The sequence below is a fragment of the Lewinella cohaerens DSM 23179 genome, from assembly GCF_000379805.1.
Taxonomy (GTDB): Bacteria; Bacteroidota; Bacteroidia; order Chitinophagales; family Saprospiraceae; genus Lewinella; species Lewinella cohaerens.
Map to the genome: position 1 here is coordinate 194509 of NZ_KB903531.1, position 15575 is coordinate 210083.

Consider the following 15575-nt stretch of genomic DNA (forward strand, 5'->3'; position numbering starts at 1 on the left):
TTGCACCCAATAACTATCACTGCCCATACAAGCTCCCACTCTTCGCAAACAACCGATCCACCTTGGCACTCACTGCCGCATCCGTCACCAACTCCGGCGCATGGTGTGGCTTCGTACGGGCATCAATGATCAGTGGTCCGCGACAACCCCAATGTTTGAATTCCGTAAAGGCATCCACACCGTATATATCATGACTGGGGTTCGAGCGCGTAAAGGTCACCCAAAGGAAGTTGTTGAGCGTCTCTTGCATAAAGGTCGCATCATTGCACAAGACAATCAAAGGAACGTTTTGCCACTGGTCAGCCGTCAGGTAATCGGCCAACTGCTGGGCCTGCTCGTAACTCTCTTTGCCAGTAAAATCAGGCCCTTCGATGGCCACAATACCGGCTTGGGCCAATTGTGGATTCCTAAACCCTGCTGGTAGTGTGATTCCTGTAGGTAATTCCGTGGCCAACTCCCGTAGCTTAGGCCCACAACACGCCATCACTACCTTGGAGCCGGCATTCCAGTCGGTACCGGAGTAATCCAAAGTATCAATGGTAGTCTTGGTTTGGAAATGCAGGTCCCGCGTCCAGTCGATGCGTTCCAGCACATGGCGGAAGAAGCCAGAAATGTCGTGGGTCGTCACCGGCCCATCACCCGTAGCGGCAATGATGAGGTACTTGGAAAGCGAGGTCTGCCCCGAGCCGATAATACGGTTGGCTTGCGCCAAAATTTCTTCCGGTCTTCTTTCTCGAAACGGCATATAACGCTCTGAGCCTACCGCCAGTAAAAGCGGATGTACCCCGGCAGCATCTACCGCCTTAATTTCTTTGATACCCGGAAATTCCTGCGGCGTGAGCAGCTTCACCAACTGATGGATCAGGTGCCCAAAGCTGGAATCCTCCTGCGGAGGTCGGCCCACCACCGAAAAGTGCCAGATAGCATCCTTGCGATGGTGTACTTTATGGACATCCATCACCGGAAAATCATGTTCCAGACTGTAATACCCGAGGTGGTCACCAAAAGGCCCCTCTGGTTTCTTCTCCCCCTTACGGATAGTCCCCGTAATCACAAAATCAGCATCCCCGGAAAGGAAGTAATCGTCTTCAAAAAGATAGCGAAACCGGCGTCCGCCCAGCAACCCCGCAAAGGTCAATTCACTCAATCCTTCGGGGAGCGGCATAATAGCCGAAAAGGCATGAGACGGCGCACCACCCACAAAAATAGAGCAACGAAACGGCTCATCGCTGGCATTGTACTGCGTATGGTGAACGCCAATACCACGGTGCAACTGGTAGTGGAGCCCTATTTCTTTATTCAGCTCATAGTCATTGCCACTGAGCTGTATGCGGTACATCCCAATGTTGCTTTGCATGGCCTTTTTACTACCAGGAGGCAGTGTCAGCACTTGCGGCAAGGTCACAAAAGCCCCCCCATCCATCGGCCAACTTTTTACCAGTGGCAGTTGATCAATGGTCGTAGTGCCGTATTGAATAGGTGCTTTTCCTAACCATTTTTTCATAGGCAACGCATTCAGCGCTGTAAAAGGCGCAGAGAGGTAGCGCCCCGGTTTTTGGAGTAGCCGGGTAGGATCAGCCTTGAGTTCAATCACCTTTTGTACCCTTTCCATGGTGTGCCTAAACAACCATTCCGTACGCTCAAAGGTCCCATAAAGATTAGACAAAGCCTGAAATGGACTGCCCTTCACCCGCTCAAAAAGAATAGCAGGCCCACCCTGGTCAAAGATACGCCGATGCACCTCCGCCATCTCCAAATTGGGGTCAACTTCTTCCTTTACACGAACTAATTTGCCGTGTCGCTCTAAATCATTGGCGGCTTCCCGCAGGCTTTTGTAACTCATGGATGGTAATCTGAATGATCGTAAACCAAAAGAATATACTCTAAGAAACCCTAAATATCGCTAAGGGTTTTGAAACTTTCAATGTTTTTTGAAAATGAAAATATCAGGCTACTTGGTATAACATGCTTCAGGCCATTGCGCGACCTCATCCGAGGTCGTTTCTTGGTTTGTTTATTCTTTTCTACCAATATTCCACTTCTCCGAGGTGCTCCACGCTGCGCCTTTCTAATAGTACAGCTATTTGAGCGTAAAGATGTGCGGAGGCCCTAGCCCGTAGGGATCACTATATGGGATGGCTATGCCCAAACACCAAGTTTTAAACACTCTCAAAACAAGCCCTATAAATGACGCCAAACCTAGAAATACCACCACCCAACCCTTAAGCCTATATTTGTGGTCTAGGCATATTGAATCAAAAAACGAAACCATGAAACTGTCCAATAACCTGTTGCTTTACAGCTTCTCCTTGTTGCTCTTCTTAGGGCTAAGCTCCTGCGTCAAAGATGAATGTGAACGCGAGGTCACCTACCTGCAAAGTACACCCGTTTATATGACCAAGGAAGTCATACGGCAAGGTTCGCCTGTAGTAGAAGCAGCTCGTTCGCTAGAGCAGCCGGGGCAGTTTTACTACTACAACCAGTATATCCTTATCGCCGAAAAAGGGGAAGGTATCCATATCATCGACAACCGCGATCCGCAGACGCCCAACATAGTGGCTTTTTTGAATATTCCCGGTGCGGATAATATGGCGGTTAAAGACAACATCCTTTATGTCAACAATTTCATTGACCTACTGGCTATCGACATCAGCAACATCGAAGAGGCCAGTCTGATCGGCAGGACTCAAGATATTTTCCCGCCGATCTGGGAAGATGTCAACAGCGGGCAAATACTCGTGCGTTACGATATCAATGAGGTAACAGAGAAAATGGACTGTACCAGCTTTAGCAGCTTGCGTAACTGGGGCGGTATTCTTGTGGACAATGCTACTTTTAATACTTTCGAAGCAAATAGTGTTGCTCCTGGCGGAGACTTCAGTAGCGGAGGAGTCGGAGTCGGAGGCTCTTTGGCGCGTTTTAGCATCGTTGGTGATTACCTCTATTCCGTGAGTAATACCGATTTGGATGTAATCAGCCTGCTGCAAGCCCAGCAGCCGGAGCGGGTCAACACCATCAATTTGGGCTGGGGTATTGAGACCATCTTCCCTTATCAGGACAAGTTGTTTATTGGCTCCAACAGTGGGATGTTTATTTTTGACAACAGCAACCCCGCAGCGCCTACCCAGCTGTCGGCCTTTGCTCATGCTCGCGCTTGTGACCCCGTTTTTGTAAAAGACAACTACGCCTACGTGACCCTCCGCGACGGAAGTCTTTGTGAAGGTTTTGTCAACCAAATGGACCTGATTGATATTTCTGACCTGACCAACCCCCGGTTGGAGAAAAGCTTCCCTATGGCTAACCCTCATGGATTGACTATTCGCGGCAACAGCCTCATCCTTTGTGAAGGCACCCACGGCTTGAAGGCTTTGGATATTACTGATCCTAAAACCCTCGACGAACATCCCATTGATACCTATGCCAATGTACACGCCGTTGATGCCATCAGCCTACCGGGCAATGCACCCATTACGGTCGTCATTGGAGAAGAAGGTTTTTACCAATTTCAGTTGAATCCTACTACTGGATTTGAATTACTGAGCTTAATACCGGTCAAATGATACGCGGCATCTTTACCTGTTTTTGCTTACTGCTGGGGCTTGCCTTAGCGGGGCAAAAACAGGTTTTTATAGATCGGATACTCCTCCCCGGCGGTAATCTGCTGGAGGGGACAATCATTGATACCCCGGATACGGCCTTTGTACACCTCAGCTTGCTAGGAAGCGATAGCACCATCCTGATTCCGGTTGGGTTGATTGAAAAAATCGAGGTGGATGATAAAGGGAAACGAATGCTTGTCAATGGAAACACCATCCCTGCCCGTGGTTGGTATGGCGGCGTAAGCCTGAGCTTCCTTAGCGGGCATTCGTACCTCAGCTACGGCGAAACCAAACGGCAGTCTTTGTCCCTAGATATGGAGGCGGGCTATTATGTCCGGCCCTGGCTGACTGTAGGTGCTGGGGTAGCCTTTGATTATTACGATGAATTTATCATGCCAATATACGCCCAGTCCAAAGTATTATTGACACGCTGGTCAAATACCCCTTTCTTGCGCTTGCAAGTTGGAAAAGGCATCGCCGTAGAACGGATGTTCAATAGAGAAGATTTCGACAAGTCGTACGCTGGGTGGATGTGGCAACCGACATTAGGCATCCGGTTGGCCTCAAGGCGCGACCAAAACCTATCGGCGGAACTCGGCTACAAATTCCAACGCTTTACCACCGACTACCAATACCCAGACGACTGGTGGACCATACGGGAGGTGGAGCGCATCACCTACAAGCGGGTGGTCATGCGTATCGGATTTACTTTTTGAACACGCTTCGGCCTGTTGGTTATTGGCCCTGCTCCTCTTCTTGAGAGCGGTCAACTGTGGGGGCGGTGCCGATCTTGTATATCAAAAAACCAATACCCGCTACAATGTGTAGGATAACAATCGTGGCGATGACGTATAATAAGGTGTTACTTTCTCCCATAAGGCTTTTATTTTCAACAAAGCTGGGGAAGAAAATGCCTTAACTCAGTAACTTGGATCACATGAAGTACAATTTCTAAAACTCCATCACCAAAGTCGCCACATAAGCCCTCGGCGCCGAAGGGATAATTCCCGGCCCAGGGTAGCCTGTAGTACGCCGGGTAAAGTAACTGTTGTTCAGCAAGTTGTTTACGTTGGCTTCGACTTTTAGCCATTTGCAAAAACGGTAAGACAGGCTCATGTCTACAATACTGTAGGCAGGAATAGAGCCGATGATACCGCTGAGGTTATCTTGTTTATTTTGTGGTGCATTGGTTGCATCGGTATACTGCTCAGAGAGGTAGGTGTACTGAAGAGACCCAAGTAGGTTTTTATAACCAAAACGCAGACCGGTTTTCACGTTAATCAGTGGCATAAACTCTACTCGCTTACCCGCTACATTGGAAATTTCGGAAGCGAAATATTCGGAGTGTGTAAGGGCCAGGTTGATGAAATAGTTTAGCTGAGCTTCTGACTTATTTTCTTTAGAGAAAGTGCCCAGTAAGTTCCAGTCCATCAGTCCTTCTAAGCCAAAGATGAAAGCTTGCCCGATGTTGCCTCGCCAGCGTACCGGTGGGCCGGGTACTTGTACCGTCACTCCTTCAGCAGTAACGCGTGTACGGGGGCGCAGCACCGCCCCCAAGCGATCATCGTACAACAAACCAAAACCACCGACCTCGAAAGCTACTTTATCCAAACGTCCGCGCCAGCCAACATCCGCGGTAAAGCCGCGTTCATCGCTGATATTTGGGTCTACCTGATCGGAAGGGTTTACAACGCGGATATCAGAGAAGGTGACGGAGCGGAAATTCTGAGAAAAATTGAGGTACCATTCCGTATTGGGTTGTGGCTTGTAGCTGAGCCCTAGCCCAGCGAGGAAAATATTACGTGCAAAATCACGATTATCTTCAAAATATTGGTCGCGGATGGGATTGCCTGCCAAGTCGCGATCAATGGCCCGGAAGCCCCCTTCGCTACGAGTGTTGATATACTCATAGCGCAAGCCTGGTGTCAGAGATAGGTTTTCACGTAAGTAGAAGATATTTTCAATGAAGAACGCCAGGTTACGGTTGGGAAAGGTGAAATCAGATTGTGCATCGTAGGTGGGAAATTGTGTCAAAGCAGACAGAAAATCCGCATCACTACCATTAGTACCTGGGCCTTGAAAGGCTTCGTTGGTGGAGTGATAGTATTTATTACCAATCAGAAAAACAGCATCCCGACTACCGATTTTATAGCGATTCAGCAAGCGGGTTTCTATGCCCCAGTTGTTGAATTCTCCAATTAGCAAATCACGCGGAGCGGAAAGGTCATCTACCTGACTCACCCGATTGGTACGGAACCCTACCGCCTTACGGCTGGCATCTAATCCAAAAAACTGAACAGAAAGATCGGTATTGACCGAAAACTTGTGATCCAGCCGCAGGGAATACAACAGCCAATCGACGGCAAACCAATTGCGGGTACGGTTGCTAAAGGTAGGATCACGGTAAAACTGTGCATCGGTCAGGCCTCCCGCCTGATGCGCGAGGTAGTCAAGGTAGGTCACTTCTAAAGCAAGCTTGGTTTTGGGTGAAAACTGATAGCCGAGATGCGCATAAAAATTATGAGACTTGAAATCAGCGTTCTCTCTAAAGCCGTCTCCTTGCTTGTAGTTGTAAAAAGTATAATAACTAAACTTCCCCAGGGTGCCAGACAAACTGTTGAAGGTCGTCCGCAAACCAAAGGAACCTATCGTTTGTCGGCTGGTTAGTGCTATTTTCTGGGTGGATGGTTTTTTGAAAACAAAGTTTACGAGGCCACCAAACTGGGTACCATACTGTAAAGAGGCCGCACCACGAATAATTTGAATCTCCGCCAAAGCCTCCGCTGGCGGGGTGTAATAACTCTCGGGATAGCCTAGCACATCGGCGCTGATATCGTAGCCATTTTGCCGGGTATTGAAGCTAGCGGAGCGATTGGGGTCCAGGCCGCGACCGCCGATATTGAGTTGTAGGCCAGCATCGTTGGCTTCCTGGATATTGAGTCCGCTTACCTGTCCGTAGATTTGCCGGGCGTTATTGGCTGCTGCATTAACGGTTAGCTGCTCTAGCAGAATAACTTCTGTCTTTTTGCCCGCATAAATGGCCGTCCCTTCCACGGCTCGCAAGCGCTTGAGGGCGTATATTCGTTCTTGCTCTTCACGTACGACTACTGCCGAAAGCTGTACCTGAAGGTCTGTCAAACGGAAATCTTGCACGACATCCTGATCTTTGACGACCAGTTGCTCTTCAATGGTATTAAAACCCTCTAAAAACAGGTAAACCGTGTAGGTGTCATTCGGTAATTCAGTAACGGTAAAAGTCCCTTTTCGATCTGTAATAGCTGTCCTGCTAATACCTGAAATAAAGAGCTCTGCACCTATGATGGGTTCGTCAGTAGCCGCGTTTATTACGCGCCCACTAAAGGAGTGTTGTCCATACAAGTTTCCGGCCAGCAAGCAACAAAGAAGCAAGCCCAAAGAAAGAATATGACGAAGATTATAGTCCTTTGATTTCATCGCGAAAAGGCAACAGCCAGTTTTTATGCTTTAAAGAAATTTCAACTTGCGCCAGATCAACGGTAGGATCAACAAAAGGTTGACTACCACGGCCGTTAAGCGCCACGTAGCTCTCTACGTATACTTGCGCTGACTTCAGACCTCTCTCACGATAGGTTTCCGCCAAGTAATGCGCATATTCCAAGATAAAATCTGGCTGAAAAGCCATTTGCTTTTCCTGAAAAGGGTTGAGGAATTCACTGTTATCTACGTAGAAATGGCGGCCCGATTCCCCGTCTACAACTTTGAATTGGGCATACCCTGCTTTTTCCATCAGCATCACTCTCCAGGAAAAGCGGAAGCCCTGTTCTGTCCAAAACAGCTCGCCGGGATAGAGCTGATAGCGAAAGGGTATCAGTAGTTGCAGCGCGAAAAAACAGGTGAGGATGCCTATCTTAAAGGTAGAGGGAAGCGTGCCGGTTGCATCGCCACTTTGGGTAGATGGTAAAGAGACTTTGGAGCTACTAGAAGAAACAGTCGACAAGGAAGTCATGTCTTCATAATTAGCACTAGGCACCATTCCCAGCCACTCCCCTAGCCTACTGATTACGCTCAATACTTTTTTGTGAAACTCAGGTCCAAAAAAGATCAGCGTACTCACTATCATGATATAAGGAAACATCCCTATGGGAAAGAGGATTCGCGTAAGCAAATGAAAAATCACCACCGCTACAAATGCTAAGCTTCTGGTAGGGCGATACCACAGCAAAAAAGGGATAAAAAGATCATACAAGGCCCCGGACCAGCTAAAGGCGTAAGCCACCCAGGTTTCCTTTAACAGGCCCCCAATCAAGGGAATACTATCTTTGGTAGCCAACCAAATGCTCAGCGGTTTTGCCTCCAAAAGCCAGTCGGAATTAAGCTTTGCCAAACCTGCATAAAAGTAGACAATGGTTAGCATGAGCTTAACTGCATCAATCGACCAGCGTGGTACCAACGTCGCTGATTTCCTACGAGCATCCAGAGAAAAATATGCAGCAGCAGGTAGAAAAAACAACAAAAAACTCATCACACTAACAAAGTAGTAGTGGTTGAGATAGGTCGTTTTGTCCATCAGCTCGATGTAAGTAAACGAACAAAAAAAGACAGCAATGGCCAGCCGGTAGCGATACCCCAAGGTGATCATCAATGCCGCCAACCCACAAACGACAAAGAGCAGGTAAGTATACCCGCCCAATGGTTTGACCCAACCAAAGCCGTAAAAAGTAAAATGGAACGATGGCTCCAAATATAACTTTTCAATCCAGCCCAAAGCAGCGAAGCGGATGAGGCTAATCAGCATCAAAATGCCAAAGAAGATCCGAAAAACCGCCAGTGGAGCAGCGCTCGTAGTAGATTGAAAATAAGTTGCCAACCTTTTGTTAATCCCCATCGGCATCGACATAATCAACATTGATATTCAGCTTTTGCAGCATATCAACCTTGAGGTTAATCACATTGATTTGTAGCTGATCATAAGTAGCCAGCATGACAGTATTATCAGCAGCAATTTGTTCCGTAAAATCATCGGCCAGCAGCGCGACTTGTACTCGGGTTTGGTCAAACTGTTCATTGATAACTTCCGCTAGTGGCAAGCCATCCTTTTCTGCGTTCAACTCTGTTAGGTAAGCTGCTAAACTGGGGCCAGTACTGCTTCCATCAAAAGATTTCCCGTTGAAAAAATCCTGTACGGCATCTAAACTGGCCAACAACAAGGTCTTAGAGAAATTACGCCGGTAGTAGGCCTCTACGGTATTATCAAGCGGAGCGCCCGAAAAAACACCGGCAGGAATTCCTACTTTGCCTGCACGCAAGTGTTTTTCATAGAAGAAAATGTAGTCATTCACAAATCTATCTACGGAGGCGGTAGCAGAGTTGCCATCATTGGCAACAAATTCACCTCTGTAGCGGTCTGTCCAATCGTTCAATACCGCCTGAGCGAGCGTGTTAATTCTATTCGCAACTGCTTGCAGGTACAAGCGGTAACTCTCATTATCAGCATATAGATTGACCAATGTTAATTCATCGGTATCTAGGCCATATAGCAAATAATCCAGCGCTGGAAAACCTTGCTGATCATTCGTTGATGGTAACTCCAGGTTGTAGACGCCACTATTTATATTGGCATCCAAGGCAGCGACATCTACCGGGTAGATGTTGAGATTATTGGTCAGAAGCAATTCTTCTGCTTTACCAATTTCGTACATGGCTACTTTTTGCCAGTCCAAGTACGCAGTTTCCCAGGCGCTACGCAAGGCTGACAAAGTTGCCAACTCCGGGTTAGCGACAAAATCAGCAACAGCAGCTTGCAAATCAGTGGTTGATCCTGTAAAAGCCACGTAGCCAGGAATGATTATGTTATCAGCCCAGTGAGTCAGCATCGCTTGCCGATCGAAGTTATCGCTAGGCTGAGCGTTATCGTCTTCTCCACAAGAGAACGTAGCTATCGTGAGAAGAAAAAGGAAGAATAAATTTTTCATGGTACTATTTTCAAAAATTTAGCAACCAAGCTCTGGATGAAATCATTTGGTAATGTAAGTTTAAGACGTAGCTGGACGTTGACACAATCTCATACCTTCGAGGCAGTGGGCATTCAGTAGGTATCTATTGTGGCCGGGCTGAAGCCCAGCTTACTCCGCAGCCTCCGCTACTGTAAAACCAAAAGCTGTAGCAATAGCAGTAGAAATGGCGTCAATAGTAGCAGGTGTTACGTCCCACAAACCATTGGTTCCGTCCCCCAGCAAGTCGGTCAAGAAAGCTTGTACTTCTGAGTTATCAAAATACGGTGCTTGAGCATCTCCACGGCGGGAAAACTGCAAGCTATAGATAAATCCGTAAGCTTCAGACAAGTCATGAAACACACCGCCGTAAGCAATAGGTGTGGTTTCTAAAGCTTTTTTGCCTTGTTGCAAATAATAGACTCCACGAACCGCAATTACTTTAGAGACCTGATCCCGAATGATAGCAGCTTGCTCATCACGAAGCTTATAATCTCCGGCGACGATGGCCGCTCTGCCCAGCTTGAAAGCTTCAAAAATAGCATCATCGATGGTCATAAAATCAGGGTCACTCGCAACACGACCTACATATTCGTTAAGGAAGTTATCATCATCACCAATCGTTAAGTTGGGCTCTGCAGGGTTAGCCGAAAGACCGTAGAGGTAGCCGTAGGCTTCATCCCACTTGTGTTCCATATTGGTATAGCTTTCTGCTTCAACCGTCGTTCCGTTATCATTTTCGGTACGGTTACTTGCTTCATCTAACACCGCAGTACTGAGGTAGTTGTTGAGCATCTGGTCCATCATTAAAGCACCAATAAGGCTTTTGTTGACCATTTGATTGTACTCTAAACCTTGTGCATTAACGTAACGAACACTGTTACCATCGGCAATTTGCCCAGGTGTACCTGCCGTGGCAAGTTGTTGATTGGCAGGAAATACTTCGTTGACCTGTGCATCCAACCATGTAGAAAAATCGGCTTTAATGGCTGCTGCATCAACTGTGTTGGTAGAAAAATAATCAACCGATGCAGCTACTTTAGATTGAATACTCTTGGTTGAAGCATTGAGGTCTGCATTGGCAAAGGGATCAACACCGTCTGGGTTTGCATACATATCCTGCAACTGTTGAGCTGTAAAGGAGAAGTCCTTCATTGCTGCAATCAGCTCCTCTCCCATCAGGATGCGGGTAGTCTGGCCAGAAAAACTAACGGAAGATTCATTATTCCGAGAAAATTCGTAAGTATCAGGTACGTCTATTGAGGGGCCTTGATCGTCGTCGTCACAGGCAAAAAAAGTGGTAACACTTAGCAAAGAAAGCAGGGTGATTAAACGGATATTCATTTGGTTGTTTTTATTTAAACTAAATCTAAATAATAACCCAAATGTAGAACGCCCCAATTCCCCAGACAAATTCTACTCCTCCCAAAAAGCAACAATCCCTAATATATACCTAACGGTTAGGTAGGCCACATAGCTGAAGGCTTTGGTTTGGTCACTCCTTGGGCAAAGCCCAGCTTGCGGTTCTTACCCTGTTTACGATTTTTCCTCGCGCACCACAAATTTCCGGCGAATAACCTCCTGCACAGGTACCCCCTCTATTTTACTTTCCAACCACGAGATAATATCCAAGTAAAGGAACGGGCGGCGCACAAATGGTTTGCCTTCCAATTTGGAGAGTGTTTCTTTGAGGCGAACAAACTCCACTTGCAGCTCATCTGTCCTGATACGGGGAGTCTTACGTATAAAGTAGAAGATTTCTTTTTGAACCTCGTTCAGTTCTTCCTGCTTAGCCAGGAAGCGGTAGACGGATTTCACTTGGTACTCTACCAACTGGCGATTACCTAATTCAAAATGGGCGATAAGATTAAGAATACGCGCAAAACTCTGAATGTCTTCCCGATAATCAGGATTTTTTTGGTTAATAATCAGATTGAGGTAATCAATGGCTTTACTGTTATTTCCACTACCAAAATAAAGACAAGCTATACGGTAGTAAAAGACCAATACCCGGCGGTTATCCCAATAATAGGTTTCCTCCTCTATGATTTTCATGAGTGGCTCCACCAGCACAATTCCCTCGGTAAAAGTACCTTGTAAAAAGTGGAATTTTATTTGATGAATATACCAGAACAAGTAATAGAGGCCTTCTATATTCTTGTTCTTGCTCATATCATACTGGTCAGGAAAGGCCTCCAATATTTGCATGACTTCACAAAAGCGTTGGTATTGCAAGGTATTAAAGAGTGCATTCAATAACTTATGTAGCCCTTTTAAATACTCGGCGGGGTGGAGTCGGATCGAATTCGGAGAGTTGTCAAACAAGGCTAGCCAACGCTCACTGTAACGGAAACACTGCGGAAAATCCTGGCGCATATGGTGATACCAATAATGGGCTTTGCTATGATAAACTTTGCTCCAGAAATCCAATTGGTGATAATCAACATCAGGAAGTTGTTCTTCAAAAGTTGCGCGTGCAAAATCATACTCTTTCTGATTGCGCACGTATCCCACCTTTAGGTAAAGCGCATACATTTGCAAGCTCAAGTTGGAAAATTGATTCGTACGATGTAAAAGCTCGGTAAGCTCTGCCGACTCATGGCTCAAAGCATCTGCCCGTCCTTCCATGCTCCCCGTAACATACTGGCCTTCAATTCGTTTCTCAAATTCTAAAATTTCCAGGGTTAGCGTATCAAACTTAGCTAGGCGCGCTTTTTGTTTTGCCTTATCCAGGATATCAAGTGCTTGCTGGTACAAGCCTTTATTATAGAGCACCCGAGCATAATCAATAGCCTCTCTAATCTCAATATCTTCATTGTAATTTTTGCTCAGTAATCGAAGACTAGTAAGTAATTGCTTATACAGGTGTGCTTTGAGATTACTCAATTGAGTCTTCTTAATATCCGGTATTTTCTTTAGTAACGTAGGCTCATCGTACTCCTGGTGTTTATCCAAGTGATCGAAGAGCTGAAGAAAGAGAATATCATTAGAAGACTGGTTTCGTTTAACGAATAAACGAAAGTGTCGCTTTTCTGCTCTAGTTAGCGAAAGAATCAGTTGGAGTAAATCATCTGTTTTCTGCTTTGGCATTGTAATTTCACCTTTACTAAAACCCTAATAGACAATGTCTTAAATCAAAATCAAGTCCAATAGCATCTTGTACTACTTAACTATTTTAACTACCGAAGATAGCCATATCCAAATATCTTTGAATTATACAAACATACAAACTTAGAATTATTTCTATTCCTATGGCAACAGAGCATATTTTTATCTTCGACACCACCTTGCGCGATGGCGAGCAAGTTCCGGGCTGTAAATTGGCCACTCCGCAAAAAATAGAAATTGCGCTACAGCTGGAAGCCCTAGGGGTAGATATCATCGAAGCCGGCTTCCCGATTTCAAGCCCTGGAGATTTCAACTCCGTGGTTGAAATCAGTAAAGTAATTAAAAATGCCAGTATCTGCGCACTATCCAGAGCAGTAGACGCCGACATCAAGCGAGCTGCCGAAGCTTTGGTTTATGCCAAGCATCCGCGCATTCATACGGGTATTGGTACTTCACAATCACATATCCAGCATAAGCTGCGTTCTACCCAGGACAAGATCCTGGAACGGGCGATCCATGCTGTAAAATACGCAAAGACATTTGTAGAAGACATAGAATTCTACGCCGAAGATGCGGGGCGTACCGATAACGAATACCTTGCACGAGTTTGTGAAGCTGTCATCAAAGCAGGTGCTACTGTACTGAACATTCCTGATACGACAGGCTACTGTCTTCCCGAAGAATACGGTGCAAAAATTGCTTTCCTTAGAGATAATGTCAAAGGCATCGAAAACGTCGTATTGTCTACCCACTGCCATAATGACCTTGGCTTAGCAACAGCTAACTCCATTGCAGGTATCCAACATGGTGCTCGGCAAATCGAATGTACGATCAACGGTGTAGGTGAAAGAGCTGGCAATACCTCTTTGGAAGAGGTAGTTATGATTATGCGTCAGCACCCTTACCTGAACCTGGACTCGAAGGTCAATTCTAAACTACTCAACCAAACCAGTCGCTTGGTTAGTGAAAGTATGGGTATGCCTGTACAACCTAACAAAGCCATTGTAGGAGCCAATGCTTTTGCTCACTCTAGCGGTATTCACCAAGATGGTGTCATCAAGCGCCGGGATACTTACGAAATCATTGACCCCAAAGAAGTAGGTGTCGATACCAGCAAAATTGTACTCACCGCCCGTAGTGGCCGTGCAGCTTTGGCCTATCGTTTTAAAAACATCGGCCACGACCTGAGCAAAGTAGAATTGGATACTGCTTACGCTCAATTTGTACAAGTTGCTGATGTTAAGAAAGAAGTCAATGATGAGGATTTGGAAGCAATCCTTAAGAACGAGCAGATAACAGCATAGTACTGCCCATAGGACATTGAGTCCTCTATTCATTAAAAAAACCTAACCAATAATAATGGCTAAGACTTTGTTTGACAAAATCTGGGATCGCCACGTAGTGAAAACCATCGAAGGAGATCAACAAATTTTGTACATCGATCGCCACTTTATCCACGAAGTCACCAGTCCGCAAGCATTTGCTGGCCTTCGTGAGCGTGGATTGCCGGTATTTCGCCCAGCACAAACCATTGCTACGGCTGATCACAACGTACCTACTATCAACCAACATTTACCTATTGAGGAGCCGCTTTCGCGGAAACAGGTTGATGCTCTTACGCAAAACTGTGCCGAATTCGGCGTCAATCTTTACGGATTGGGCCATAAATACCAAGGTATTGTCCATGTTATTGGCCCTGAGCTGGGTATTACTCAGCCCGGCATGACCATTGTCTGCGGAGACAGCCATACCAGTACCCACGGTGCTTTTGGTGGTATTGCTTTCGGAATTGGAACCAGCCAGGTAGAGCAAGTGATGGCTACCCAGTGCGTTTTGCAGCGCAAACCTCAGAAGATGCGCATCTCGGTTGATGGAGAATTGGCACCCGGGGTTGTCGCCAAAGACATCATCCTTTATATTATTGCTCAACTGGGTGTAGGTGGCGGCACCGGCTACTTTGTAGAGTATGCGGGTTCTGCTATTCGCGACCTCAGTATGGAAGGCCGGATGACCATTTGCAATATGAGTATTGAAATGGGTGCTCGCGGAGGATTGATTGCGCCGGATGAGACCACTTTTGATTATGTAAAAGGCCGTGAATTTGCCCCCAAGGGTGCAGATTGGGACAAGCAACTTGCCTATTGGCAGTCCCTCCCTACTGACGCGGAAGCTACCTTTGATAAAGAATACAATTTCCGAGCCGAAGATATCCAGCCCATGGTCACCTACGGCACCAACCCTGGCATGGGGATGGGAGTAGCGGCACAGATTCCAAAGCAAGCTAAAGCCGGAGAAAGTGAAGCCACCTTTAAGAAATCTCTGGCCTACATGGATGTCCAGCCCGGTCAGTCGCTATTGGGCCAACGCATTGATTATGTCTTTATCGGTTCCTGTACCAATTCTCGCATGGAGGACTTGCGGATGGCTGCTGCCTTAATTGAAGGGCAAAAAGTCGCTTCCCATGTAAAAGCTATGATCGTACCCGGTTCTCAGCAAATAGCGTTACAGGCGCAGGCTGAAGGCTTAGACAAAGTGTTTATCGCTGCTGGTTTTGAGTTTCGTCAAGCCGGCTGCTCTGCATGTCTTGGCATGAACGAAGACAAGGTACCCGCAGGCATGTACTGCGTATCTACCAGTAATCGCAACTTCGAAGGACGGCAAGGGCCTGGAGCACGTACTATCTTGGCAAGCCCACTGACTGCTGCCGCAGCCGCCATTGCCGGTGAGATTGTGGATGTGAGTAAGCAGGTGGGCGTATTGGCCTGATGCTTTATTTGAACCACCTTATTTGAACCATATAAGAGATTATAAGGGGATTATAAGAAGGGGTGCTGGCGTAGGTACAACCTACGCCGAACGGACATTTAAGATTAAATCATGATTCTGGTAGGTTTTGACA

11 protein-coding genes are annotated in these 15575 nt (G+C 46.6%); 4 read left to right on the top strand and 7 right to left on the bottom strand.

Annotation, left to right across the window (positions count from 1 at the left end):
- Positions 1 to 16 precede the first annotated feature (16 nt).
- Positions 17 to 1843, bottom strand: a complete 1827-nt coding sequence (locus A3EU_RS0100715; RefSeq protein ID WP_020534194.1) for a UbiD family decarboxylase — start codon at positions 1841 to 1843, stop codon at positions 17 to 19.
- Between the two features lie 427 nt (positions 1844 to 2270).
- Between A3EU_RS0100715 and A3EU_RS0100720 the strand changes: the two genes are divergently transcribed.
- Together A3EU_RS0100720 and A3EU_RS0100725 are read left to right on the top strand one after the other, a co-directional pair.
- The gene (locus A3EU_RS0100720) at positions 2271 to 3560 is read left to right on the top strand and encodes an LVIVD repeat-containing protein (protein WP_020534195.1); all 1290 of its coding nucleotides are present in this window, start codon (positions 2271 to 2273) and stop codon (positions 3558 to 3560) included.
- Complete coding sequence (locus tag A3EU_RS0100725) at positions 3557 to 4315, top strand: hypothetical protein (protein ID WP_020534196.1); 759 nt, start codon at positions 3557 to 3559, stop codon at positions 4313 to 4315. The genes A3EU_RS0100720 and A3EU_RS0100725 overlap by 4 nt, the downstream gene beginning before the upstream one ends.
- Before the next feature lie 19 nt (positions 4316 to 4334).
- Here A3EU_RS0100725 and A3EU_RS34110 read toward each other — a convergent pair whose 3' ends face one another.
- The 6 genes from A3EU_RS34110 to A3EU_RS0100755 form a co-directional block, all read right to left on the bottom strand.
- Complete coding sequence (locus A3EU_RS34110) at positions 4335 to 4475, bottom strand: hypothetical protein (RefSeq protein WP_020534197.1); 141 nt, start codon at positions 4473 to 4475, stop codon at positions 4335 to 4337.
- Between the two features lie 75 nt (positions 4476 to 4550).
- On the bottom strand, positions 4551 to 7052 hold the full coding sequence (locus A3EU_RS0100735; protein WP_020534198.1) for a TonB-dependent receptor: 2502 nt from the start codon (positions 7050 to 7052) through the stop codon (positions 4551 to 4553).
- A complete protein-coding gene (locus A3EU_RS0100740; RefSeq protein WP_342670962.1) occupies positions 7033 to 8475 on the bottom strand; it encodes an HTTM domain-containing protein in 1443 nt (480 codons plus the stop codon). Before A3EU_RS0100740 ends, A3EU_RS0100735 begins: the two co-directional genes overlap by 20 nt.
- Complete coding sequence (locus tag A3EU_RS0100745; RefSeq protein WP_020534200.1) at positions 8453 to 9550, bottom strand: imelysin family protein; 1098 nt, start codon at positions 9548 to 9550, stop codon at positions 8453 to 8455. Before A3EU_RS0100745 ends, A3EU_RS0100740 begins: the two co-directional genes overlap by 23 nt.
- A 150-nt stretch (positions 9551 to 9700) precedes the next feature.
- On the bottom strand, positions 9701 to 10912 hold the full coding sequence (locus tag A3EU_RS0100750; protein WP_020534201.1) for a DUF4856 domain-containing protein: 1212 nt from the start codon (positions 10910 to 10912) through the stop codon (positions 9701 to 9703).
- Positions 10913 to 11104: 192 nt separating this feature from the next.
- On the bottom strand, positions 11105 to 12658 hold the full coding sequence (locus A3EU_RS0100755) for a hypothetical protein (RefSeq protein ID WP_020534202.1): 1554 nt from the start codon (positions 12656 to 12658) through the stop codon (positions 11105 to 11107).
- A gap of 161 nt (positions 12659 to 12819) precedes the next feature.
- On the opposite strand from A3EU_RS0100755, the gene A3EU_RS28935 reads away from it, so the two are divergent.
- On the top strand, positions 12820 to 13980 hold the full coding sequence (locus A3EU_RS28935) for a 2-isopropylmalate synthase (protein WP_020534203.1): 1161 nt from the start codon (positions 12820 to 12822) through the stop codon (positions 13978 to 13980).
- Positions 13981 to 14035: 55 nt separating this feature from the next.
- Positions 14036 to 15442 carry a 3-isopropylmalate dehydratase large subunit gene (leuC, locus tag A3EU_RS0100765; RefSeq protein WP_020534204.1) on the top strand — a complete coding sequence of 469 codons (1407 nt, stop codon included), beginning with the start codon at positions 14036 to 14038 and terminating at the stop codon, positions 15440 to 15442.
- The last annotated feature ends 133 nt before the right edge of the window (positions 15443 to 15575 follow it).